This is a genomic window from Vibrio sinus (genome assembly GCF_023634645.1).
In the GTDB taxonomy this organism is placed as follows: domain Bacteria; phylum Pseudomonadota; class Gammaproteobacteria; order Enterobacterales; family Vibrionaceae; genus Vibrio; species Vibrio sinus.
Genome location: NZ_JAMKMR010000003.1, coordinates 1 through 25,226, shown reverse-complemented (window position 1 = coordinate 25,226; position 25,226 = coordinate 1). Strand labels below are relative to the sequence as shown.

Genomic DNA, 25,226 nt, shown 5'->3' with positions numbered 1-25,226 from the left:
GTTTCCTAACTTCCCACCTTTAGTTCGATTAGTTGCACTTTATCAAACCTTATAGCTTGCTTAAAGTACGCAAATACAAAGTGTTATCCTCAGGTTTCTTCAGGTGCAGCATGCAAAAGGACTGGGTTCAACACATCACTAGCACTAAGGAGAAACATGGCTTATGAACAATGAGAATCGTTGGGCTGACGCGTACTGGATGCCATATACTTCGAATCGGCAGTTTAAATCTGATCCGCGCATGATAGTTGGAGCTCAGGGCTCATACTATATTGATGACAAAAATCGCAAAGTCTTTGACGGTCTATCGGGTTTATGGACATGTGGCGCAGGGCATAATCGCTCAGAAATCACGCAAGCTGTCACAAAGCAGCTCCAACAACTCGACTATGCTCCTGCCTTTCAACATGGTCATCCGAAAGCGTTCGAGCTGGCAGAAAATCTTGCTGAGTTGGCGCCTGGGGATATCAACAAAGCTTTTTTTGTTAATTCGGGATCGGAAGCCACAGACACCGCCACCAAAATCGCTAGAGCCTATTGGCGTCTTCAAGGCCAACCAAGTAAAACGCGCATTATTGGTCGTAGCAAAGGCTACCACGGAGCTAGCTGGGGCGGGGTGAGTTTTGGCGGGATTGGCGCAAACCGAAAGCTATGGGGACCGACCCTTGAAACCGATCATCTATCCCACACGATGAATGCCAGTGCAGCCTTTACCAAAGGCATGTCCCCAACGGGAGCTGAGTTAGCTGATGAACTACTAGAACTTATCGCGCTACACGATGCTAGCAACATCGCCGCTGTCATTGTAGAGCCCTTTTCAGGCTCAGCAGGTGTGATTATTCCTCCGGAAGGCTATTTGCAACGATTAAAGCAAATCTGCGCCCAACACAATATCCTATTGATTTTTGATGAAGTCATTACGGCGTTTGGCCGTACAGGGCACTATTTTGGCTCTCAAGCTTTTGGCGTTACACCCGATATGATCTGCGTGGCTAAACAAATTACCAATGGTGTCATTCCTTTAGGTGCCGTTTTAACTAAAGACAACATTTACGATGTGTTTATGCACGCTGGCGGAGCGCAGCACAATATCGAACTTCCTCATGGTTATACTTACTCAGGTCACCCTGTTTCGTGCGCAGCAGCCTTGGCTACTCTCGACCTATTAGAAAAAGAGCAACTCATTTGCCGGGTTGCCGACATGGCGCCAGTCTTTGAAAGAGCCGTTCATGATCTCAAGGGCACACAACATATATACGATATTCGAAATTATGGTTTCGCTGCAGGAATTAGCCTTTCGCCTCGTGGTGACGACGCTACCATCCGGCCCGCGGAAATTGCTAGGAATCTATGGGATAAGGGATTTTACGTTCGTCACGGCGGGGATACTCTTCAGCTAGGTTTACCATTTACGACACAAGAAGACGAAATAAACCGACTCATCGATGCGATGGGAGAGGCCATCAATACAACAGCGTAATACTACTTCACTCTACCTATATAGCGAGACTCAAACGCTAGGCTAATACGGATCTAATATCTCCGATTTAGATCCGTTTCGTCATTGAATTAGCATAATCTAGGCGTAGAATGCTTATACCCGAGTAACTTGGGTATAGGATTGAACAAAATTAACGAATTAGTCACAAAAGGGTAGGAATTTGAAAGCGATAAAACGCCACCAAGAAATCATCGAATTGGTTCAAACTCACGGTTTTGTAAGCACAGACGATCTCGTTGATCGCTTTAATGTCAGTCCACAGACAATCCGGCGTGATCTCAATGAGCTAGCCGACGCAAATAAACTAAGACGCAATCATGGTGGCGCTACAATTAGCACAAGTTCCGAAAATTCCGCCTACCACACAAGGCAAGTATCACAACAAAGAGAAAAAGAACGCATTGCGGCAGCCCTTGCTGAGCATATTCCTGACGGTGCGACGCTGTTTATTGACATCGGTACGACACCCGAGGCTGTAGCTCGTGCTCTGATGGTCAAACATCAAACGCTCCGAATCGTGACCAACAACATTAACGTGGCGACGATACTGATGGCTAAACCAGAATTCAAAGTAATTCTTGCTGGCGGAGAAGTGAGAAGCAAAGATGGTGGGGTTACCGGCGAGGCAACACTGGATTTTATTTCTCAATTTCGGTTGGACTTCGGGATTTTAGGGATTAGCGGTATTGATTACGACGGTTCACTGCTGGATTTTGATTACCACGAAGTGCGCGTTAAAAGGGCCATCATAGAAAATAGCCGTTGTGTCTATTTGGGTGTCGACCACAGCAAATTTGGCCGCAATGCGATGGTCAAACTCGGCACAATTGCTGACGTCGATTTAATTATGACCGATGAATTACCACCAAAGAATATTGCCGCATACGCAAAAGAAAATGACGTTAATATACAAGTTGTATAGCAGCGTCAATAATTCAGACCGCAATGAATCATCATGTAAAATTATTGCATTTTATTTCCTTAAAAATGTGAGGCTTATTCAAAACTTTTTCAATAAGTTCGCGAATTTACCGCTTTCGAGCTACATACTCTAATGTATAATCCATAATAGGCAGAAGTAGTACACTAAGCGCATCCAAGCTATTGTTATTGCAAAGAGCAATAACATAAGTTTACTAACCGTCAGTTGGTAAAATACCAAAATCGCTTCAAGAAAAAATCATAAATTTTTGGTAGGGAAGGCCCTCAAACTTAAGTTTGAGGGCTTTTTCCCTTACTAGTGAGTAAAAATGTAAGTTTGATTAGTCAATCGCTTCAATATCCGTTTCTGGCACACAGCAACACGCCAATGCCATTCCCATATTCCGTTCATCTTCTTGCAACGCAGGAACATCTGGTTGATTGACTTTGCCCGATTCTATGGTGACTTTGCATGCTCCGCACAGCCCTGCGCGGCAGCTGTTCGCTATGGATAAACCTGCCTTTTCAGCCTGCTCTAACAAGGTAGTTTGATTATCTCCTTCAAACAAAAAGCCATTCAGGCTTAACTGCAATTTTTTAACTGGAGCCGTAGTCGCCTGAGTAATGCCAAACACTTCTTGATGGTACGAATCTTCTGGTAGCCCTTTTTTAAGCATTAGGTTTTTGGCCTTCTTCATAAAGCCATCAGGGCCACAGACAAAAACCTGCCTTTTCTCAAGATCGGCAATCTGCTTGATATGAGTCAGTGATAGCCTGCCTTTCAACCCATACCAAGATGGGGCGGATTGGGTAAGCGCAATCATTACCTTAAGTCCAGCGTACCTGCGTTCGAGCTCATCCAATTCAGTCTTGTAAGGAATATCCTCAACGCTGCTGCACTGGTGGTAAAAAATGACATCATGTAACTGGTCGTGATCGGATAAATACCTCAGCATCGATAACATAGGAGTCACGCCACTTCCTGCTGATAAGAGCAATAACGGTTGATCATGGTGCTCACCCAAATGGAATGTTCCATCTGGTTTTTCCGCATCTAGTGTGTCCCCCACCTTAAAATTATCTATCAGCCAATTCGACACTTCTCCACCATCGACTCTTTTCACCGAAATGGCTAATCGCCCTGGGCGACTAGGGCTTGATGACAGCGTATAGCGGCGTGATATCACTTTACCGTTCATATTGATTTCAATTGGTAAGTGCTGTCCTGGGCGGTAAGGCGTCGCGTGAGAGTGCTGAGGCTCTAACCAAAAAGTAACGAAGTTTCTGGCGATTTCTTCCACTTCCACACACGTCAATAGCTGCTGTTGTGGCGCATTGTCTTGATACACCTCTTTATCTTTATACTCCAACACTTCCACTTTATCGCCAGCACGAATCATACCTTCATTCAGCGCAACTAAATTTTGGCCAAAGAACACACTTCCCTGAGGCAAAGCTCGAAATTGAGATAAGGTTTTGAGCGGTTCTTTGTTTTGACGAAACTCACCTTTAACGGTATCGACCGTAGTTAGAATACAACGTTCACACGGTTTTAGAGATTCAAACACTACCTCGCCAATGCGAATTTTTTTCCAACCGTCTTCTTCAAATGGCTCAGTATTATCGATCACTAAATTAGTGCGAAATTGATCCATGCTGTGCGTTTCGCTGCTGCGGCGATTGAGTTCATCCAAGGATGCTTGACTGATAACAAGCAATGGATAGCCATCTGCGAAACTTACGTTATGCCCGAACTTTGCTCTCACTCGATTGGATTGCTCTCCAGTGAAGAGCAGCTCAACACGTTGGCCCACAATCTTACTGAACCAGTCGTTTGCTTCATCGGTTGTGGTATAGGCAATAAATTCATCCTTCCAGACTTTAGCTGGTGTTTGCTGATGTTTGAACTGTGAATACGCAAGCTTTAGCGGCGCTTTGCCCTCTGCAGAGAACATAATGCCATCCGGCAGTAAACACGAATGAACTAACACCATTTGGGGAAATTTTCTGGCGGTGACCATGCTTCCATCTGATAGCGCCAACATAAACCGCCTATCAAAGCTAAGGCCCTGTTTTTCAACCCAGGAAGTCGTGAGAGAAATACCAGCCGTTGACTTGACCGGATAGATGTTAATTTGAGAAAGAGAAGCTGAGGACATGCAAGTACCAATGGTTAACTATCATATACGTGTCAATCATATAGTAAGTTACTAATATTCCCAAAGACAGCAAATCAAAATATGCTCTACAAAAGGATTCTACCCATCTCAAAAAACTGGATGAAAATTTCCCCCATATACTCTATCATCCTGACGCCTAAGCTCGGATAAAACATGCCCAGCTTAGGCTCCAATCAAACAGACTAACTTCGGTGGGAGCATTCAAATGACGACAATGACATTAACTCGACCAGACGACTGGCACGTTCACCTTCGCGATGGTGATGTATTAAAAGATACCGTTCGCGATATCAGTCGTTACAATGGACGAGCGCTTATTATGCCGAACACCGTTCCGCCGGTTACCAATACCGAGCTAGCTCTCGCTTACCGAGACCGTATTATGGCGCAGAATCCTCAGAAGCCATTTGAACCTATCATGTCTTTGTACCTTACCGACAACACTACCCCTGACGAAATAAGAAAAGCAAAAGCAACGGGGAAAATCGCGGCAGCAAAACTGTATCCCGCAGGAGCGACCACCAATTCTGATTCTGGTGTTACCGACGCAAAAAATGTCTACCCGGCGCTAAAAGCAATGCAAGAAGTGGGTATGCTGTTACTTATTCACGGCGAAGTCACCACCGATGATATTGACATTTTTGACCGCGAAAAAGTCTTCCTAGACACCGTACTTCGCCCTATCGTGAATGACTTCCCCAATCTAAAAATCGTTCTTGAGCACATCACCACTGCCGATGCCGTAGAATTTGTCAAAAATGCCAGTGACAATGTCGCTGCAACAATTACTGCCCACCACTTATTGTATAACCGCAACCACATGTTGGTAGGCGGTATTAAGCCTCATTTCTACTGTTTACCCATACTAAAACGTAACACCCACCAGCAAGCTTTGGTGGAAGCGGCGACAAGTGGCAGTAAGAAGTTTTTCCTCGGCACCGATTCTGCGCCTCACTCACAATGCAAAAAAGAAAACGCGTGTGGCTGTGCGGGCTCGTATACTGCTCATGCCGCTCTTGAGTTGTATGCTGAAGTATTTGAGCAAGAGGGAAAACTCGAAAACCTAGAAGCCTTTGCAAGCCATAACGGGCCGGATTTTTACGGCCTCCCTCGCAATAGCGACACAGTTTCACTGGAAAAACAAAGCTGGACAGCTCCTAGTACGATGCCATTTGGCCAACAAGTTGTGGTCCCTATCCGTGGTGGAGAGGAGATTCACTGGACAGTGAAGTAATCTCACGTAGCCAAGAATCAGAGGTTAGCCTCCGATTCTTGGCATTACGGGCATGCGGTAAAGTCACCATGTAAAGATACGATTTATAGCCTAAACTGAAAAGTATGCATGGAGCACAAAGACGACATTAGGTATGGAAGCCTATCTAGATACGAAAACGCTATCTGTCGTAACGGTTTTATTGTCTTTTAGCTACTTTATTGGATTATTGCTGTTGCAACGGATTCAAGAGCCTATTAATGGTTTGAATTTACTTGCCCTTTCGCTATTTTTTATTGGCTTGGGTTTTCTAGTACTAGGCACGGAAAACAGTGGCTCCCCACTCATTGAAATGCTAGCGAGCTCCTTAGTCGGTCTGGCCTTCGCCTTGTTAGTCCATGGCATACATCGTTTTCGTCAAACTCCTTTCGATTGCGCCAAAGTTTCCTATGCTATTCTGCCTATTGTCGTCATCTTATTAGCGTATTTTTCTTACTTATCACCATCGGAAGGCGCACGTATCGTCGTGCTCAGTTTATACATTGTGCTATGTACTGGGCTTGCCGTCTTTGCCAACACCTTAGGCAACGCAGAAGACCTAAAGCCTGCAAAATTTATCCTGACCGTAGGGCTATCCATTGAAGGGTGTTTCATGATGTTTGAAATATTCTGGCGCATTATTACACCAGGAGAAAGCCCCGAAGCTAGCGCTCAAGTTATCCACCAGATCTCACTTATCTCCATAATTCTCATGATCATTCTATTCGGGTTTTCAATTAGTTGGATGATAACAGGCCGATTGGTCGCCACCATGTACGACTCCTCTATTCGAGATGGACTGACAGGGCTATACAACCGAAGAGCATTGGAAGAGCTAGCCCCCAAAGAAATGGCACGAGCTCAACGGCACAGCGATCATTTATCCATTGTGCTCATTGATATCGACGCCTTTAAAAAAATCAACGACACCTATGGACACCAAGTCGGTGATTCTGTGTTAAGAAAAGCGGCAAAATTAATCCTACAAGCAACACGTAAGGAAGACATTTCTTTTCGATATGGCGGGGAAGAGTTTTTGGTGATTCTACCCGCCACGTCAATCGATCAAGCAGCAATCGTTGCATCGAAACTCAGGCGCTTAATTGAAAAATCTAGCCTATTACCAAGTCATGTTGATAAGTGTACAGCCAGCTTTGGCGTCGCTCAATTTAGCCTAAACGAAGGATGGGATAAACTACTTGAGCGAGCAGATAAAGCCCTATATATGGCGAAAGATCATGGCAGGAATGCCGTTTTTGTCGCCGATACAGGCGATTGCTACCCATTTGAAGAAAGATTAACCGCAAGAGGAAATGTGTCCGAGCAACCAGTCAGCTAATGTGAGTTGAATCTTAATCTCACAAGTAGGGAGCGCGCTCCACCAGAGCGCACAATGAGAAGCTTACAACCCCATACGGCTTAATGCACCCGAAACTAAGCTCCTAAATTTTGCAAAGCTCGGATATGTATCCAACCGCTCGCCGTTAGGCACCGAGTAACTAAAAGACATGGCATTATCGAGTAGTTTAAAGGATATTCCTTTTTTCGACACAAACGCTTTTTCTGTCAGCGTATCCAGTAAATCAAGCTGGAAAAGATCATCACGAGTTAACACAAGATCATAGTTTTTATAGTCGAAATCTAAGCGAATAAGTACATTGCGGTTATCAATTAGTTCAAAATTTGAGTTGTCTAAATTCATAAGTACTCCTCCATCTTACATAGACACAGACTCGTTTCATGGCCTTGATAACCTTTTCCAAAAGGGTATCGAAGATCGTCGAGTATGTGACTATTATTGAGATGCAAAGTCCCGGCCAAGTTCTAACTTCCCTACCTTGCTGGACTAATAAACCTCCGCCAACGTGTATCGAAAAACATCCTTGAACTCACTAACTTACCTTTTTGCAGAAAATATTCAACTAAGTGAATAGGCTCATAAGGGCTGTGTTCAAGTAGGGGTATGTTAGATCTCAGTCAATAAAATACTGTATTAATATACAGGAAAATGACAATCGGTCCATGTTTTTTATATATCTGAATGAGTTAACCAATAAGAGCACATCACCCTAGTATCAGAGTATTGTCGATGACTTGTTCAGATTGATGAATTTTTGATGAAAATACTGAGAAATTTAAAACGAAATGAATTAAAAAAATAAGAGGTACGACAAGAAAGATTTTTTAGTAAGCTGGCAGTGCATAGACGTCTGCTGGCCTTAATGGCCAACAGAACTCCACCACTTAGTGTGCGAGGGCTATTAGCCTAGTGAACAGGTTTGTCCGTATCCGCATAAAACTTGCCAAAATACGTTTCCAATACCTCTGGAGTTAACTCCCCTTTGGCTTCGAGCTCCTTCAATTTAGCTACGACTTGTTTTTGCTCATCCATCGTCGGAAGCTTTACTTCAGGCTCGCTCTCTGCCTGCTCACTTATCGCTTGCAACTCTTTTTCGAATTCAGTCATGGTTTGTACCTTTGAGATAACACTGTCCCTATTTAGGGAGAGGATACAGTCTATACCAATCAATAGCCGCCTTGCCAGAAAAGCGGTAATTCCCTTCTCCCTGTTTGAGCCTTTCAATGGCCAGCATAAGTAACAACAAACAAGAACGACATACCAACAATCTACGAGAACCAGGTAACAAAACATACTCAGTTCACAGTTTTTTACGGGCATAAAGGCGAGTTAATTTGCAATTCTCGTGCATGGAATTAGTATTCGATAAAAAAGGGCTATAATTTTTGTAACTGGCTAATAAATATCAACATAAACCATTCAGAAAATGAATATAAATTACGTTGAACGGTTACATCAAATGGAACTTACTCTGTTTTATAAGCTCTAAGTACAAAATTGTTAATAGATAGGTTATTTATGCAGTCACAAGCGGTTCAGCAACTTCAAAAATACTTAGATAGCCAAGTCATCGGACAAAGTGACCTTGTTAAGCAGCTTCTCGTCGCACTACTTGCAGATGGCCATATACTCGTTGAAGGGCCTCCAGGCCTCGCTAAAACAAGAGCGGTAAAATGCTTATCCGAGTGTATAGAAGGCGATTTTCATCGAATCCAGTTTACCCCAGACCTACTTCCGGCTGACTTAACAGGTACGGATATCTTCCGTCCAGAAACCGGTGACTTTACTTTTCAAGCAGGTCCCATTTTTAATTCCTTGATCCTTGCGGATGAAATCAACCGCGCTCCGGCTAAAGTGCAAGCTGCCATGCTTGAGGCCATGGCGGAAAAACAAATTACCGCAGGCAGACAAACCTATCCGTTACCCAAGCTATTTCTTGTCATGGCAACACAAAACCCAATCGAGCAAGAAGGCACCTACCCTCTACCAGAAGCTCAGCTTGACCGATTCTTGCTACACCTCGATGTCAATTACCCTGACGAAGAAAGCGAATTGCAGATCTTGCGACTCAATCGCGGAGAAGCCAAAGGGGAAGAAAAATCAACGCCACCAGTGTTGACTCAGCAAGATATCTTTGCAGCGCGCCAGCAGGTTTTGGATATTCACATGGCTGATACCATTGAGCGCTATATCATTCGCTTAGTCATGTCTACTCGTCAACCAAAGCAATACGACGACAAACTCGACCAGTGGCTAGAAATGGGCGTGAGTCCACGGGCAACCATCGCTTTAGATCGTTGCGCTCGTGCACATGCCTGGCTATCTGGAAGAGATTTTGTGTCCCCTGAAGACGTACAAACCATGGCTTTCCCTGTACTCAGACACCGTTTACTTCTGAGTTATCAAGCTCAAGCCGAAGGTATTCATCCAAATCGCGTGATTAACCACATTCTCTCACTCGTTGGTAGCGCATAGGGGAACGGTATGGCGCGAATTCAACCGCCCTCAAGTGATGGTGTCACCTTATCATTAGATGAGTTGATTTTTTTTAAACAACATACGGTTCATTGGCTTCCCCCCGCGAAGAGCTTATGGTCACACATTCAAGGGCAACACCATAGCTCAAGACTTGGTCGAGGGATGGATTTTGCAGAAGTGAGACAATATCAACCTGGCGATGATATTCGCAGTATAGATTGGCGTGTGACTGCCCGGACTGGAAAAACTCATACCAAAGTCTTTTGCGAAGAAAAAGAAAAGCCCGTTTTATTGTATTTAGACTTTAGCGCTTCTATGCAGTTTGGTTCTACATTGATGCTTAAGTCGGTCGTTATGGCTCATATGGCCAGCTTAATTAGCTGGCTATCAGTGGCACAAAAAGACCGTATCGGTGCAGTCATCGACAATGGGCATTCTTTAGTCGAAATCAAACCCAGCAGCAGGAATAAAGGCCCATTACAAATTATCCAAAAAATGATTGAAGCCCATCAAATCAGCTTATCTAACATCAAGCGGGTAAACGATTCAATATCGATGGCAGATGGCCTGAGCACGTTAAATCGCCTAAGCCCTAAAGGCAGTGAGATCGTGCTAATGAGTGACTTCACTCGTTTGGATACCAAGAACACCAGCGTCATCAATCAACTTAACAGGCATAACAAGATAAAACTGATTCAAATTACTGATCCTCTTGAGCAAGGCAATACACACTACCGGGGTGTAGAGCTGGTTTCAGACCGCAAATCCACTCAATGGCTTGACTTTTCTTCTAGAAAAACTCGCCAGCGTATAGAAAGTGCATTTGCTGAGCGGCAATCCTCGTTAAAATCACTTTGCCACTCGCTAGCAATCCAATACTCTTCACTGTCCAGTGATTCACCACTACTACAACAAATATCAGGATAGTACTCTATGACACAAGCAACCAATACATCACAATTGCCACTAAAACCCATGCAGCTTCCGGATTTACCATCTTGGTTTCCGCTGGCTTGGGGTTGGTGGACAATAATCGGTGCCCTACTTGTCATCATCTTGTTTTGTTGGCTATTTTTTCGCTGGAAGAAAAAGCGCCTTGCCCCTAAAAAAACAGCGCTGCGACTTCTTACTGGCACACCTATCCCAGTCGAGCCTTCAGAAGCCATTGAGCTGCTGCGTCAAGCAGCACTTTGCTACTATCCAAGAGATGAGATAGCGAACCTCACTGGCAAAGACTGGTATGCGTTTTTAGACTCCCAAATCAAAGAGCCATTGTTTGAAAACAATTCTGAGCTTTGGCAACAAGCGCTATACCAGAAAAAAACCGTTCAAAATGCAGATGCACTGGTCGAAGATTGCTATCAGTGGGTTAACAATGCGCTTCCGCCAAAAAGAAGGAGAGCAAAAGTTGACTAACTTCGAATTAGTCTGGTGGTGGATGCTCTTTTTGCTTCCACTCCCCCTAATCGTTTACTGGCTTGTACCCGCGGTTAAAAAAAATACGGCAATCCATTTACCCTACTTACCCAGCCAAACTACTCAAACACAGCCGAGAAATCTGCTCTCTAAAATCTTGGCTGGTTTGATTTGGGTTTGTCTCATCTTGGCCGCTGCACGCCCCGTTTACTTTGGTGCACCAATCACGGTAAACCCTAAGCATCGGGATTTGATGCTTGTCGTCGATCTTTCTTATTCGATGAGTCAGAAAGACATGAAGGATGGCAACCACTATATCAGCCGCTTAGCGGCGGTAAAAAATGTGCTGTCTAAATTTATCGAGGAACGAAAAGGCGATCGGCTTGGCCTCATTTTTTTCGCCAACCATGCCTATTTACAGACTCCCCTCACGTTCGATAGAAATATTGTTGCTGAGCAGCTAAGACAGGTAGTTTTAAAGCTCATTGGTACACAAACCGCCATTGGTGAGGGCATTGGCCTGGCGACCAAAACCTTTATTGATAATGATGCGCCGCAACGCGTGATTGTGTTACTTACCGACGGGAGCAATAACTCTGGCGTGCTAGGACCAATTGAAGCGGCCAAGATAGCGCACAAATATCACGTAAAAATCTATACCGTGGGTGTTGGCGCTGGTGAGATGACGGTCAATGGATTTTTTGGCCAACAGCAAATTAATACATCTGCTGATTTGGATGAAAAAACATTGAAGGAAATCGCCAATATTACTGGCGGTAAATACTTCCGGGCTCACGATAATCAACAACTCAAAAATATTTACAATACCATCAATAAATTAGAACCCGTCACCAATGCTAGTCAAACCTGGCGTCCTCAAACGGAGTGGTTTGGATTGCCGCTTGCCGTTGCATTGTTATTGTCTGCCATATTAATGATATTGAGGAGAAATCATGTCTAATTTTACTTTCCTCTATCCTGAATGGTTACTTGGGTTATTACCTGTCGCCGGTCTATATCTATGGTTACGTTTACGCACTCAACATCAAACCCTTATTGCTCCGCATATTGCCAAAGCATTGGGGATTGAACATGGCAAGCAATCGGTTTGGTTGATAAGGCTTGTACTACTGAGTTGGGTGCTGTCTATGCTGGCGTTAGCTGGACCCAGCTTTGAAAAAACCGAGCACCCCACCTATAACCTAGCGGACGCTAGAGTTTTGGTGATGGATATGTCGGAATCCATGTACGCTACGGACATCAAGCCTAATCGTCTCACGCAGGCCAGATACAAAGCCCATGATTTGCTCAAGCTTTGGAAAGAAGGCTCGACGGGGCTAGTCGCGTACGCCGCCGACGCCTACACCATCAGCCCGATGACCACCGATACCAATACCATATTAAATCTACTACCTAATTTATCGCCCGATCTCATGCCATACCAAGGCTCTAATCCTGTATCCGGTATAAAGCTAGCCATTAGCCTGATGAAACATGCGGGCCTGTCTTCCGGAAATATCGTACTCATCACCGACGATATCGACCAAAGGGACATTAATGAAATCGCCCCTATTCTCAAAGGCACACATTGGTCTTTGTCTATTCTCGGTGTCGGTACCAAAAGTGGAGCCCCAATACCCACTAAAAATGGCACCCTCTTACAAAACAGCGCTGGCCAACCCGTTGTGGCCAAAACAAACTTTAAAGAAATGCGCGAGCTTGCAGCAGACGTGCATGGGTATTTCACCCCGATGCAACTTAACAGCAGTGATGTTGATATCATCGCTAAGCAGTCCCTATCTGTTGACGCTAAAGCACACAAAAATAAGAGCAATGACGTTAAAGAGCCGCTAAACAACGGTTATTGGTTGGTGCTACTCATTTTACTGCCGACTTTATTTATGTTTCGAAGAGGCGTGCTATTTGCCTTTCCGCTTTTTCTGTTGCCTTGGATGGCACCTCAACCAGCAGAAGCAAGCCCTTGGTTAAATCAAGATCAACAAGCGATGAAGCTTTATCAAGATAAAGACTACCAAGGCGCAGCATCAACCTTTGAGAACAAAGAGTGGCAGGGTATTTCCCAATACGATGCAGGCCATTACCAAAAAGCCATTGAGGCGCTTAAACATACCCAAACCACCAAAGGTAAATACAACTTGGCCAACGCCTATGCGCAAAATAAGGAGTTTGATAAAGCCATTGAATTGTATAACCAAGTACTTAAGCAGCAACCCAACAATGCGGATGCAAAGTACAACCTAGAAGTGGTAAAAAAAGCGCAACAGCAACAGCAACAGCAACAGCAACAGCAACAGCAACAGCAACAGCAACAGCAACAGCAACAGCAACAGCAACAGCAACAAAAGTCTGACGACAAAAATCAGTCAGGTCAAAGCAATCAATCAAATTCCGGCCAACACAGCCAAAAGAATTCATCCAATGACCAAAAGCAAAAAAGCGATCCAAAGCAAAGCGCCTCTGACAACCGCTCTCAAGCTAACTCGAGTAAAAATCAGCAACAAACCAAGTCAGGGGAAAAACAGTCTCGCCAAAACGAGCAAAGTGACTCCGGCTCGCCTGAAGACAAACAAAAAGAACAATCTCAGTCTGCAAAACACCCCCTAAAAGGCGACGATCAAACTGAGAAACACTCACAACAAAAGCAAGAGCAAGCGTCAAGTGAGAAAGCTAAGCAGAATGCTCAAACTCCCCGGCAACAAGATAACGCGTCGATAAACGATCAGGCTTCTTCGGCACAATCCAATCAACAACATGTCGACCCAGCATTGCGAAAACTCGACCAAGTGGAGACGATTCGCGATCCTGCCACTCTTCTCAGAGCAGAAATCTTGCTTCAAGCCGAAAATAAACAACCGCCCAAATACACAGGTAAAAAGTGGTAACTATGAAAACTATTAACTCTTTGCTTTCTCGGTTCTCAGCATTGGTGATGGTATGCCTGTCACTGGCTAGTATGAATGTGATGGCCGCTAACCTTTGGGCAAGCGTCAACACAAATAAAGTGGCGAAAAACGAGATGTTTCAGTTGCAGATCGCGACGGATCAGAAAGCCTCATCGAACGCCATCGACTTTAACGTACTGGCCAAAGATTTTTATTTATCCCAACCTAGCTTTGGTACTTATCAAGATAGCGTCAACGGCAAGACATCAATGCGAACAACATGGACGATCTCACTTGCGCCAAAGCGATTGGGAACGTTAACAATACCGAAGTTCACGCTTAATGGTGAGTCCTCACAGCCGATTAATATCCACGTCACCATGAACTCTAGTGCTCCCAAAGCCGAAGATTTAGTTGAGATGCAAGCTACTTTGGATAAACACACCTTATATCCAGAAGAAAGTGCTTACCTAAAAACTCGCCTAATCATTAAAACGGATCCGAGATCGTTACAAAATCCGCAAATCATTCCGCCAGTGGCGAAAGGCTTAAATCTCACCCCAATTGGAGAGCAAAAGCAATATCAAAGCATTCTCAAAGGTGTCAGTGTCACCGTGGTAGACCAAGACTATCGAGTCACCGCGAACAAACCGGGTCATTTTGTTTTGCACGGTCCGTCATTTAGGGGAAATATCCTGTATGTGAGCAACAAAACCGGCAGTACCACCATTTTGAATGCCAATACTAAAGCCAAATCGTTCGATTTTACCGTAGAGCCAAAGCCCGCTAACTATTCAGGGTATTGGCTGCCTACTCCGAAATTGACTTTGACACAGAAATGGGTAAATGAAAGTGGTCACGAGATAAACGACGCGCAGGCATACAATACGCAAGTTGGGGATTCAATCACGCGAATTATTACTATGGATGTCGATGGTCTTACGGCCGAGCAGCTACCCAACATCGTCACCCATTACCCTTCATCCATTCGGGTGTATGCCGACAAACCACAATTTGAAACTTTGCCCAACCATGTCACTCGCATGACTCTGAAACAAGTGTTAATTCCTCAACAACCAGGCAAAATACAATTAGAAAATATCAATATTCGCTGGTGGAACAGCCATTCGAAAAAACAGCAAACCTCTAAGCTTGCAGGCCTTTCGCTGAATGTCACTCCAGGTAGCAACCAAGATGCCGTCGCACCGCCAACTAGTCCTTTACCAACCACGACCGAAAAAACCGTTACGGTGAAAGATTCTGGCTATTGGCCGTATGTTACTCTCACATTTGGCCTTTTGTGGCTACTTACCTTGGCATACCTAGTAAAAGTGAAAGTTCAGCAACGTAAGAGCACAAACAGAGAGTCGAATAGCACCTCTCCTACCGATGATTTAACTGCTGCTATCAAATCGGGTAATGCGATTCAGGCACAGTTTCTTGCTAATCGATGGCTAGACAGCCTCAATAATCGTGATGAGACGCTGGAGAAACAAATCAAACAAGAGTTAGAGTCCATGCAAAGGCAGGCATTTAAACCGGACAAATATGGCGATGAAGTCAACGTAAAGGAATTGTTAGACATGATTCATCGACTTGAGAAGAAACAGCGCCGTATCCAAGCTCAAGAAACTGAGTTAGCCCAGCTCTAGTTCATATACGCCAACCAATTTCATGCTAGGTATCTCTCGATACCTAGCTTCTTTAATCGTTCAGCTAAGGCTGTGCTTTACGTGGTGACACTATAGATTGCTTTTTCTTCAGCTGTATATGACACAGCTCTAGAACCAATCCAAATGCCATCGCAAAATAGACATACCCTTTGTTTATATGGATAGCAAAACCTTCCGCCATCAACAGACCACCAAGTAATACTAAAAACAACAGAGCCAGTGTTTTAAATCCCGGGTAACGACTAACCAAATTATTGATCTTCTCTGCCGTTAGCACCATAACAACGGCCGAAGCCAAGATTGCTGCCACCATGATGGGCACGTCACTTGTCAATCCAACCGCGGTAATGACTGAATCCATTGAGAAGACGGCATCCACTGCCACTATCTGGAGCAATATCACCGCAAGGCCAGTACGCACATGAGTAGAATTCACTGTTTCATGATGCGTTAACCATGACCAAAGCTCTTTAAGGCTTTTAAGCAGCAAGAATGCGCCACCAGCAAGCATAATCAAATCACGCCCTGTTAAGCTTATCGACGCCACTTCCACTAAAGGCTGTGTCAAAGACATGACCCATGAGATAGAAAATACCAGTACAACACGAGCGGCAACCGCGAGAGAAATCCCTAAGTTACGGGCCAGCTTTCTTTGCTGGATAGGTAAACGTTCACAAAGCACAGAAATGAACACCACGTTATCAACACCGAGTACGATCTCCAGTGCGAAAAGAGTGGTAAAAATAACCCAAGTCTCGGGCTGCATGAATAGCTCTAACATAAGATAGCCTCCTCGGGTGAAGAAGCCGGAGTAGTGATTGGTCGGCGACAGGGGCCGGGGTCGGGGTCGGGGTCATCCATTTAAATTTGTTACCTCTATTACTTAAGAGAAGTCAGTTAATCATTCAATGTATCAATTCGCAACAGTGGAATTTGTAATAAATGGTAAAGATCAGTCCAATATGAAAACAAGCAGACTGTGTTGCAGAGTTTTAACGGTAAGCCCTACGGGGTATAGACTTAAGTCTTAACATGAAAGCCTGCTATTCTTCTCGCTGAACAAATAAAATATGCTATGCTCCGCTCGTGGCAAAACAATAATTAAAAACTATGGATGTAAAGGTCTTCAAAACTTTTCTCGAAGTGGCTAAAGAGAGACATTTCGGCCGAGCCGCAGAAAATTTGTACATTACACAAGCGGCAGTCAGTGCCCGTATTAAGCAGCTCGAGTCATACTTTGGTGCGCGGTTATTTCTTCGAGACAGAAATGCAATCCGACTTACGCCTTCCGGCGAGCGGTTAATCAGCTACGCCGATATTATGGTGAATACCTTAGAACAGGCTAAGTTTGATCTGTCTTTAGAGAGCGGTCAGGCACTCCAGCTAACCATTGGAGGAGCGCCGGATATCTGGGATGCCTACTTGCAAAGCTGCCTGAGCTTGATTACGGATAAATTTAAAGGCTATGCATTTACCGCCAACGCATTATCTCGTGAACAAATTTACAAAAAGTTGCTGGATAAAACGCTAGACATGGCACTCGCCTTAGACCCGGTTAACTATGATGAGCTGTGCTGTACAAAAGTCTCCAGTTTAGTACTTACCCTTGTTTCATCTAAGCCCTGTTCTGTGGAACAAGCCCTCGAAAACAACTACGTTTATGTCGATTGGGGAACGCGGTTTAGCTCAGAACATGCCGAGCGTCACCCCACTATCTCAGCTCCCTATCTCAGAACGTCAACAGGCAGAATCGCGTTGGATTTCATCGTCGAGAAAGGCGGCACAGCCTACTTACCGCAAAGTATGATTGAACCATATCTTGCTTCTGGAGATTTATACAAAGTGAGCGAAATTGATGAATGGTGCAAACCCATCTATTTGAGCTATCGTCGGGCGAACAATTCAATTGAAGCGATCAAAAAAATCGAGCATTTGCTTATCTCACCTTCTGCCAACAAAAAGGCGACCTCAGAGGCACTAGCACCCATTAAAGACCATACGTCTAGCGAGACTTTATAAATCTACATCGTCTAGCTTTGCTATTCGCAATTCAACAACCATACTTACGATTACCTAATAATAAAAACGGCTATCGAAGTATGGTTACACGTTGGATAATGGCTCTGATTTTTTCTGGATTTACCGTTTCTTGCATCGCAGCAGTCGACATCGTAAAGGTGGATAAGTCCAAACGAAGAATGTATTTAATCGACAACGATGAGGTAGTAAGAGAGTATCGTATTGCTTTGGGTAAGCAGCCTCGTGGACACAAACTCTATGAGGGTGATCAACGCACGCCAGAAGGGCTTTATCAGCTTGATTTCATCATAGAAGAGTCTGCCTTTTATCGCTCTATCCACATCAACTACCCGAACATTTACGATGTCGCCAAGGCATACCGCTTGGGAGTGTCTCCCGGTGGTAATATTAAAATCCATGGCTTAAAAAATGGAGATAAGCGGCCTCCAGAGTACGTACAAAGCTTTGACTGGACCGATGGCTGTATCGCTATCACTAACCAAGAAATGGATGAGTTTCTTCGTTTAGTTAAAGTCGGCACACCTATTCATATTGAATGGTAGCAATGAGCTAACAACACCCAAGTCACCTTTTGCTAAATACTGCGCCCTGAGTTTGATAAATGTGGGTAATCTTCTGATTGACCCAACTCTCCCCTTTTGGAGACAATGACCAGGTGAAAAAAGAAAACTGCATGGCAATAACCAGCACAAAAAACATTTTGTACAACGCGCTTCGTGGAGCAGATTTAAAGAAATAAGGAGCGATGGCTCCAGCAACCCAACCACCAATAAGTGATAAAAATAGTAGTGCACTTTCTCCAGTTACTGGACGGCCCGCTACGCTTGCGCGCTTATCTAACCAGCAAACTAACCAAACCAACACGTTAATTACCGAGTAGTAGACTAAGACCTCAATAGGATATTGAAAGTAGAGTACGCAACCAACCATAGCCAAAGCAAACCAGATAGCCGCCACAAGTGACAATCGACAATGACGAACTCTCTGAATATCGATTGCCTTCCCCTGACCAGACTCATCTTTGACAATTCGAAACAAGACTTCTTCACCTACGGCAATACTCTTTTTCGATTCAATATAGTCGTCAAATTTGAACCTCACCCTAAGCCTACCAGTGGTTGGAACGATATATCCAAATCCCTTTTCCTGGCTAAGCTCAACTATCTTTCCTTTTATAGCTTTCATAGCGAGTCTATCCAAATACATACTTTTCAGGATAGAAAAAAACCAGGCAGCTAGCCTGGCTTTATGAAATAATTTGCCTAAATTTAACAGACTTCCCAACTGTGCGTCATTTCGACGCCTTCTCCTAACATTAAGCAGACAGAGCAATACTTTTGCAGAGAATTCGCCGTCACTTGTTCAACAACGCTCTCGTCGAGTTGATTGCCTGTGACCTTAAAATGAATATTCACTTTGGTAAAAATACGCGGTGCTGTCTCTCTTCTCTCGGTCGTTAGCTTAGCGACACAGTCAACGACTTGCTGCCCTGCTTCTTTTAACCCATCGACCACATCGACAGAACTACAGCCTCCTGCGGCAATTAATACCATTTCCATAGGGCTAGGCGCCGTTTTACCACCGCTACCATCCATAACGACGGAATGTCCCGATTCAGACTGACCAATAAACCTAAACCCATCAACCCATTTTACTTCTGCTTGCATAACGCCTCCAACAATTGTTCCCTCTGATATTACACCAACCCAACGGCGAATATCAGCTTAAAGGGTAAAGACAACACGAATCGCCAACAAGATTAAGATCACACCTGATAAACGATCGATCAGCTGAGCTTTAGCTCGCATCTTATCAATAAAAAGTGGGCTAGAAAGTAACAGCGTAATTAAGGTATACCACAGACCGTCTACGACAAATGGCGTCAACACTACAATGGATTTGTCCGCCACCCCATGTCCTACTGACACAAATTGGCTAAATAGTGCGATAAAAAAGATAGCGATCTTGGGGTTCAAAATGGAGATCAATATGCCCTCTTTTGCTGACTGTGAGACACTCACTCGCTCACCCGACTCTAATTTCGCCGCTACGCCGCCTTTTGATCGCAACGCATTTATCCCTAAATAAGCAAGATACAACGCCCCTGCTAAACTGATCCCTTCAAACACCAAAGGAGCATTGTGCAATACGACCGCCAAACCAATCATAGTAATAAATGCGTATACCCCGATCCCAAAAGCATGAGCCCAAGCTACCGCGAAACCATTTTTACGACTGCCCGCCAAGCTATGCTTAACAACCATGGCGAGACTCGGACCTGGTGACATGGCACCCAACAGACATACGACAAATAAAGACAACCAAATAGTGAGTGTCATTGCATTCCCCTGACAGTTAAAACGAATATATCCCTAGCCACCTCTTGAGGAGAGTGTCTACGAGATAGGCAAAATGGACAAAAAGCGAAACTTCAAATTAGTGCAACATTATTACAGTATCTTATTCCCAAGTCACTTCATGATGCAGAATTCGGCGTCAACTGACTGTTCCTATTTGAAGAAAATAGACAAAACATCACCACTGTTACTAACAGCATTGCAATTAGCTTTTTTCAAACGCTTTGCACATTGCAATTGCATTATGCAATCAAACGCTAATAATTTAGTGGAATACCCCTATAAATCGCCCTAAAAACGCCATATTAAACTTGGCACACATGATGCATTACTTACATTGACCCTTTTTAAGCCGAGGGTCACCTAGCCAACTGACGTTGTTAGTGAACCAATTTGTTCACCTTATAATTCAGCCAATTGCACCCATGCAATTGGCTTTTTTTTTGCTCGGTAACTCAACATCCTGAGACAACCCTTGCGCCCAACTTTATTTTGAAGGTAACGTTTAATTTCAGTGTCTTTGCAAGGGAACGATTCAGTATGCTGCGTATTAAAAATGCAAAACTACGAAATAAAGAAGGCTACTATCAAATACTGATTGAAAACGCTCAGATACAATCCATCGTAGCTAACGAAGACCCAATTGACTGGAAACATGAAACCATAGACGCAGGCTTCAACTTAACCGTTCCGCCATTTTGCGAACCACATATTCACTTAGATACCACACAAACTGCAGGTCAGCCTCGCTGGAACCAATCAGGCACTCTTTTTGAAGGCATAGAGCGTTGGGCAGAGAGAAAAGCGCAACTTAACCATGAAGACGTCAAATCACGAGCGAAAAAAACGTTGAAATGGCAAATCGCGCAGGGCATTCAATATGTACGCAGCCACGTAGATGTATCTGACCCAAACTTAGTAGCTTTGCAAGCAATGCTTGAGCTAAAGCACGAAATGAAACAATGGGTTGACTTGCAAATCGTCGCCTTCCCTCAAGAGGGCATCCTTTCATTTCCTAATGGTAAAGCTCTATTAGACGAATCAATAAAACTTGGCGCAGACGTCGTCGGCGCGATACCCCACTTCGAATTCACCCGAGAATATGGTGTGGAGTCCCTCCATTATGCTTTCGATGTCGCGATGAAATACAACCGTCTGGTTGACGTTCATTGTGATGAGATTGACGATGAGCAATCTCGCTTCATAGAAACCCTTGCCACACTCGCGCTTGAACACAAGATAGGATCAAAAGTCACCGCCAGCCATACTACAGCGATGGGCTCTTATAACTCCGCATACACATCCCGTTTGTTCAGACTGCTCAAACTATCTGGCATCAGTTTTGTGTCGAACCCGCTGGTGAATATCCATTTACAAGGGCGCTTCGACGACTACCCAAAACGAAGGGGCCTTACTCGAGTAAAAGAGCTGATAGATGCTGGCATAAACCTGTGCTTTGGACACGACGATGTATTTGACCCCTGGTACCCTTTAGGCACCGCTAATATGCTTCAGGTTCTGCATATGGGCTTACATGCCAGCCAACTCATGGGATACGAGCAGATTGATCAATCTTTGGACCTTATTTCCACTAATTCAGCCAAAGCATTAAACGTAGAATCACATTATGGTGTAGATGTTGGCAAACCCGCCAACCTAATCATCTTAGCTGCGGACTCAGGTTTTGATGCAGTGAGACGCCAAGTGCCGGTACTCTATTCAATTCGGCAAGGTAAGGTGATTGCGAAAACGGAGCCGGCCCAAAGCCAAATTTATTTACAAGAAAGCGAAGCAATCAATTTTCGGTAGAGCGATCAGTCCAGACTCATCTGGATGATTAACATCTCGATATTAGAGCTTGAATCATTGATCAAACCATGCTCTCCAAAAGGTGGGTTTTTAATCATGTCTCCCTTCTTTACCTTTACCGTTTGATTATCGATTGTCATCGTTCCAGTTCCTTCTAGAAGGATATACATTTCTTCATTGTTGCCATGCTTGTGATAGCCAACTGTTGAACCCGGGGGAATGACTTGCCTGTCAATAAAATCGCATTTACTCAAAAAATCGTCTCCACTCCATATTTCATATAGTTCAACATCCCCTCTTCCTCCGTGAGCCGAGGTCTGAGTTTGTTTTTGTGTTTCTAAGAAATTTCGAATCATCGATGATTTATCCTGTTCGCATAACGCCAAATCTAGAGCTCAGCGAGTTACTGTTCGTTATGCTTAGAGTGTCATAATTCAGGCTATCCTACAATCTCGCTCAAACGTTCTTTCTAAGCTAAATTCTCGGCGCTGCAGATCAAACAAATTGGCGATTCCCTTTTCTAATACTGAACTTTGGTAACCAGCAATAGTTACTTATTGAATTTGCTTTGCCCGTCGATTAGGATGTTAGATATGACATATATTGCTACCATTAATCAAACTCCTTGTTGCTGCTGTAATCTTTTGATTTACGGCGGCTTTCGTGTAGCTATTAGTTAACAAATTTTTCGCAACACCACCAAGGCCGCAGATGTTTACATCCGCGGCCTTTTTGTATTTGAAGGGGAAGAAATGACTGAATCAAATCTAAAGCTATTTGACACTATGGAAAGAAAAATCACGCCATTTTTTGCTATCAATAAAAAAGAAGTTGGGCTGTATGCTTGTGGGCCAACCGTTTATGACTATGCGCATATTGGGAATTTGAGAACCTATATTTTCGTCGACACATTGAAGCGAACACTTACTCTCAACGGTTATAAAGTCAATCATGTGATGAACATTACGGACGTTGGCCACTTAGTCTCCGATGCCGATAGCGGCGAGGATAAAATGGAGAAAGGCGCGCGCAAACAACAAAAGTCAGCATGGGAGATCGCTACTTTTTTTGAAAAAGCGTTCTTGGTAGATCTACAACGCCTAAATATAAGCAAACCATCCACCTTATGTAGGGCGACCGAACACATTGATGAACAAATTCAGTTCATACAGGCTCTTGAAGAAAAAGGCTTTACCTATCAGACTGGTGACGGAATCTATTTCGACACGACCAAGCTTACACACTACGGTGCCTTGGCTCGACTGAATCAACAAGGCCTTGAAGCTGGTATTCGCGTTGCCATGGCAGAGAAAAAGAGCCACACAGATTTTGCATTATGGAAACTCAGCGGAAATAGAGAACGGCAAATGGAATGGAAGAGCCCTTGGGGAATGGGTTTTCCAGGGTGGCATATTGAGTGTTCAGCGATGGCTGAAAAGTACTTAGGAGAGGTATTTGATATCCATGTTGGCGGAGAAGATCATATACCCGTACATCACACAAATGAGATAGCTCAGTGCCAAGCAAAGAATGGCCGAATACAAGCAAAATACTGGCTACACGGATACTTTTTACAACTGAATAATGAAAAGGTTTCTAAATCCGGGCATTCACTTAGGCTAGACAGCCTAATACAGCAAGGCTTTGAAGCGCTAGCTTACCGATACCTAACCTTAACCTGCCACTACCGAAGTCATCTAAATTTTACTTGGGAAGGCTTAAAGGCAGCGCAAACAGCACTTCATCGGTTACGTAACAAAGTTTCTGAGTTACCTGAAGGTGGCAGCGTTAATGATCGCTATAAGACAGAGTTTATATCTTATATGAATCATGATCTTAATACTCCAAAGGCTTTAGCATTAATATGGAAAGTGATAAATAGTAACCTGCAGCCTGCTAACATCAAATCTACGCTCATGTTCTTCGATTCTATCTTGGGGCTAGAGTTGGATAAGCAGGCTCAATTGTCTATTCCTGATGAAGTTTACCAACTTGTCGAGCTTCGCCAGCAGCTAAAAAGTCAGCAAAATTATGCACAAGCAGACAAGACTCGCCTAAAAATTCAAAGACTAGGGTTTGACGTGAATGATAGCGCCGATGGAACAAGCACTATCATTCCGTACACGGGTGGGTGAGCCGTATTAGTGTGAGATCCATAATTTCGACTCACACTGATTTTTCAGCTGCATACCTACTTTTCACCAATAGCCAAAAGCGCTGTAGCATGTAGCTCCTGCCCCGGTAAATGCGTATTCAGATACTCCAAACACATTTTCTCTTTCTTGTGCCAAAACCTCGGGTCTGTACTGGCCTTTAAGTCTGCGCAAAAAGCGCTGCCCTTGAGTATGCCTTGCCAAAATTGCTCAGCCGTTGTACTCGGAAAAAAATGCTTGATGGGCTCAACAGTTACCCTTTCGAATCCGGCTGCACTCATCTCACTGACCATTGTCTGGCTGTTATCAAATGGAGTAACAGACGTATTCACCTGTCTTTGGTTTTGAGCAAACAATTCAGGGAACCCTGCTTGTAACGATTCAACGATGAGTCTGTTGTAACTCGATGTATGATGTGGAGCCCAAGTGTATACAGCGGCTCTACCATGCGGTTTTAGAACGCGGTACATCTCCGCAAAGCCTCGAATTCTGTCCGGAAAGAACATTAACCCAAACTGTGAAAAGGCGACATCATATGTCTTGTCTTCCGCGTGTAGTGCCTGGCAATCACATAGCTCGGTGCGAATGTTAGAAATAGACCTGTCTTTGATAGATTTTCTTAGTATAGAAAGCATATTCTCTGAGAAATCATAGCTGTCCACGCGATCAACCAATTCTGACAATAGGAGAGAAACTGTTCCTGGGCCACAAGCTATATCGATAACATGATCGTCTTTTCTTAGCTTGACTCTGTCAAAACTGTCTCGCGCCCAGCGTTCAAACATCGGCGAGAATAGACTAGTATATCCTTCTGCAACGATATCCCATGTATTTGAAACTGCAAGTTTGTTTGACATTGCTTGTACCTCTAATTCACGTTTCTAGAGATGGGTAGCTTAAAGGTCCCCCTAAGGGTAAGGTCAACCATTTTTGAATGTGAGTTTCGGATAACTTCAGGTATCAATAAGTGGGTGTGGTTCTTTCACCAAACTGAAGCTTCGGGGGCGAGTCTTCCCAGTTTACTCTTCTTTACGATTTGCAATGACCCCTTGCCCTACAGGAGCCTGTGATTGAAGTGTTATAATAGAGGATAAAGCCAATCACTTTTACCGTTTCAACAATACGGTAAAGCATTGCACTTGCGTTAGTGTTCTGCACAACTCATCAATGCGTCGCTGACAAA

23 protein-coding genes are annotated in these 25,226 nt (G+C 44.0%); 14 read left to right on the top strand and 9 right to left on the bottom strand.

Translation table 11 applies throughout. From position 1 onward, the window contains the following. The first annotated feature begins 163 nt into the window (after window positions 1-163). On the top strand, window positions 164-1,480 hold the full coding sequence (gene aptA / locus M9194_RS04055; protein ID WP_250611190.1) for an omega-aminotransferase AptA: 1,317 nt from the start codon (window positions 164-166) through the stop codon (window positions 1,478-1,480). A gap of 181 nt (window positions 1,481-1,661) precedes the next feature. Continuing rightward, window positions 1,662-2,423 (top strand): DeoR/GlpR family transcriptional regulator, encoded by a 762-nt coding sequence (locus M9194_RS04050; RefSeq protein WP_250611188.1) that lies wholly within the window; start codon window positions 1,662-1,664, stop codon window positions 2,421-2,423. A 340-nt stretch (window positions 2,424-2,763) separates the two neighbouring features. On the opposite strand, the gene M9194_RS04045 is transcribed toward M9194_RS04050, so the two are convergent. After that, window positions 2,764-4,581, bottom strand: coding sequence for a hybrid-cluster NAD(P)-dependent oxidoreductase (locus tag M9194_RS04045; RefSeq protein WP_250611186.1), 1,818 nt, complete (start codon window positions 4,579-4,581; stop codon window positions 2,764-2,766). Window positions 4,582-4,807: 226 nt separating this feature from the next. Here M9194_RS04045 and pyrC point away from each other — a divergent pair, with 226 nt between their 5' ends. After that, window positions 4,808-5,836, top strand: coding sequence for a dihydroorotase (pyrC, locus tag M9194_RS04040; protein WP_250611185.1), 1,029 nt, complete (start codon window positions 4,808-4,810; stop codon window positions 5,834-5,836). Between the two features lie 133 nt (window positions 5,837-5,969). Then, window positions 5,970-7,193: a GGDEF domain-containing protein gene (locus tag M9194_RS04035; protein ID WP_250611183.1), complete on the top strand. Its 1,224-nt coding sequence runs from the start codon at window positions 5,970-5,972 to the stop codon at window positions 7,191-7,193. A 63-nt stretch (window positions 7,194-7,256) separates the two neighbouring features. Here the strand turns inward: M9194_RS04035 and M9194_RS04030 are convergent, their stop codons facing one another. Both M9194_RS04030 and M9194_RS04025 read right to left on the bottom strand, forming a co-directional pair. After that, on the bottom strand, window positions 7,257-7,556 hold the full coding sequence (locus M9194_RS04030) for a hypothetical protein (RefSeq protein ID WP_250611181.1): 300 nt from the start codon (window positions 7,554-7,556) through the stop codon (window positions 7,257-7,259). Between the two features lie 564 nt (window positions 7,557-8,120). Continuing rightward, entirely contained in the window at window positions 8,121-8,321 is a 201-nt protein-coding gene (locus M9194_RS04025) for a restriction endonuclease subunit S (protein WP_250611179.1), read from the bottom strand. Window positions 8,322-8,732: 411 nt separating this feature from the next. Here M9194_RS04025 and M9194_RS04020 point away from each other — a divergent pair, with 411 nt between their 5' ends. The 6 genes from M9194_RS04020 to M9194_RS03995 are packed head-to-tail and all read left to right on the top strand — an operon-like array spanning window position 8,733 to window position 15,663. Then, window positions 8,733-9,689, top strand: coding sequence for an AAA family ATPase (locus tag M9194_RS04020; RefSeq protein ID WP_250611177.1), 957 nt, complete (start codon window positions 8,733-8,735; stop codon window positions 9,687-9,689). 9 nt (window positions 9,690-9,698) lie between these two features. Continuing rightward, a complete protein-coding gene (locus M9194_RS04015) occupies window positions 9,699-10,619 on the top strand; it encodes a DUF58 domain-containing protein (RefSeq protein ID WP_250611175.1) in 921 nt (306 codons plus the stop codon). A 6-nt stretch (window positions 10,620-10,625) separates the two neighbouring features. Then, on the top strand, window positions 10,626-11,108 hold the full coding sequence (locus M9194_RS04010) for a DUF4381 domain-containing protein (protein ID WP_250611173.1): 483 nt from the start codon (window positions 10,626-10,628) through the stop codon (window positions 11,106-11,108). After that, the gene (locus M9194_RS04005; protein ID WP_250611171.1) at window positions 11,101-12,069 is read left to right on the top strand and encodes a vWA domain-containing protein; all 969 of its coding nucleotides are present in this window, start codon (window positions 11,101-11,103) and stop codon (window positions 12,067-12,069) included. Before M9194_RS04010 ends, M9194_RS04005 begins: the two co-directional genes overlap by 8 nt. Beyond that, window positions 12,062-14,011, top strand: a complete 1,950-nt coding sequence (locus tag M9194_RS04000; protein WP_250611169.1) for a vWA domain-containing protein — start codon at window positions 12,062-12,064, stop codon at window positions 14,009-14,011. The genes M9194_RS04005 and M9194_RS04000 overlap by 8 nt, the downstream gene beginning before the upstream one ends. A gap of 2 nt (window positions 14,012-14,013) precedes the next feature. Beyond that, window positions 14,014-15,663 (top strand): BatD family protein, encoded by a 1,650-nt coding sequence (locus M9194_RS03995; RefSeq protein WP_250611167.1) that lies wholly within the window; start codon window positions 14,014-14,016, stop codon window positions 15,661-15,663. A gap of 64 nt (window positions 15,664-15,727) precedes the next feature. On the opposite strand, the gene M9194_RS03990 is transcribed toward M9194_RS03995, so the two are convergent. Further along, window positions 15,728-16,465, bottom strand: coding sequence for a TerC family protein (locus M9194_RS03990; RefSeq protein ID WP_250611165.1), 738 nt, complete (start codon window positions 16,463-16,465; stop codon window positions 15,728-15,730). A gap of 329 nt (window positions 16,466-16,794) precedes the next feature. Here M9194_RS03990 and M9194_RS03985 point away from each other — a divergent pair, with 329 nt between their 5' ends. After that, on the top strand, window positions 16,795-17,703 hold the full coding sequence (locus M9194_RS03985) for a LysR family transcriptional regulator (RefSeq protein ID WP_250611163.1): 909 nt from the start codon (window positions 16,795-16,797) through the stop codon (window positions 17,701-17,703). 80 nt (window positions 17,704-17,783) lie between these two features. Next, entirely contained in the window at window positions 17,784-18,266 is a 483-nt protein-coding gene (locus M9194_RS03980; RefSeq protein ID WP_431769392.1) for a L,D-transpeptidase family protein, read from the top strand. A gap of 22 nt (window positions 18,267-18,288) precedes the next feature. On the opposite strand, the gene M9194_RS03975 is transcribed toward M9194_RS03980, so the two are convergent. From M9194_RS03975 to M9194_RS03965, 3 genes are all read right to left on the bottom strand, one after another. Beyond that, window positions 18,289-18,909: a DUF1294 domain-containing protein gene (locus M9194_RS03975; protein WP_250611159.1), complete on the bottom strand. Its 621-nt coding sequence runs from the start codon at window positions 18,907-18,909 to the stop codon at window positions 18,289-18,291. A gap of 83 nt (window positions 18,910-18,992) precedes the next feature. Further along, entirely contained in the window at window positions 18,993-19,391 is a 399-nt protein-coding gene (locus M9194_RS03970) for an OsmC family protein (RefSeq protein WP_250611157.1), read from the bottom strand. 57 nt (window positions 19,392-19,448) lie between these two features. Then, entirely contained in the window at window positions 19,449-20,063 is a 615-nt protein-coding gene (locus tag M9194_RS03965) for a LysE family translocator (RefSeq protein ID WP_250611155.1), read from the bottom strand. Between the two features lie 558 nt (window positions 20,064-20,621). Between M9194_RS03965 and M9194_RS03960 the strand changes: the two genes are divergently transcribed. Further along, window positions 20,622-21,890: a cytosine deaminase gene (locus M9194_RS03960; protein WP_250611153.1), complete on the top strand. Its 1,269-nt coding sequence runs from the start codon at window positions 20,622-20,624 to the stop codon at window positions 21,888-21,890. Window positions 21,891-21,895: 5 nt separating this feature from the next. On the opposite strand, the gene M9194_RS03955 is transcribed toward M9194_RS03960, so the two are convergent. Beyond that, a complete protein-coding gene (locus tag M9194_RS03955; protein WP_250611151.1) occupies window positions 21,896-22,246 on the bottom strand; it encodes a cupin domain-containing protein in 351 nt (116 codons plus the stop codon). A gap of 396 nt (window positions 22,247-22,642) precedes the next feature. On the opposite strand from M9194_RS03955, the gene cysS reads away from it, so the two are divergent. After that, window positions 22,643-24,025 (top strand): cysteine--tRNA ligase, encoded by a 1,383-nt coding sequence (cysS, locus tag M9194_RS03950; protein WP_250611149.1) that lies wholly within the window; start codon window positions 22,643-22,645, stop codon window positions 24,023-24,025. Window positions 24,026-24,081: 56 nt separating this feature from the next. On the opposite strand, the gene M9194_RS03945 is transcribed toward cysS, so the two are convergent. Next, window positions 24,082-24,900 carry a class I SAM-dependent methyltransferase gene (locus M9194_RS03945; protein WP_250611147.1) on the bottom strand — a complete coding sequence of 273 codons (819 nt, stop codon included), beginning with the start codon at window positions 24,898-24,900 and terminating at the stop codon, window positions 24,082-24,084. Between the last annotated feature and the right edge of the window lie 326 nt (window positions 24,901-25,226).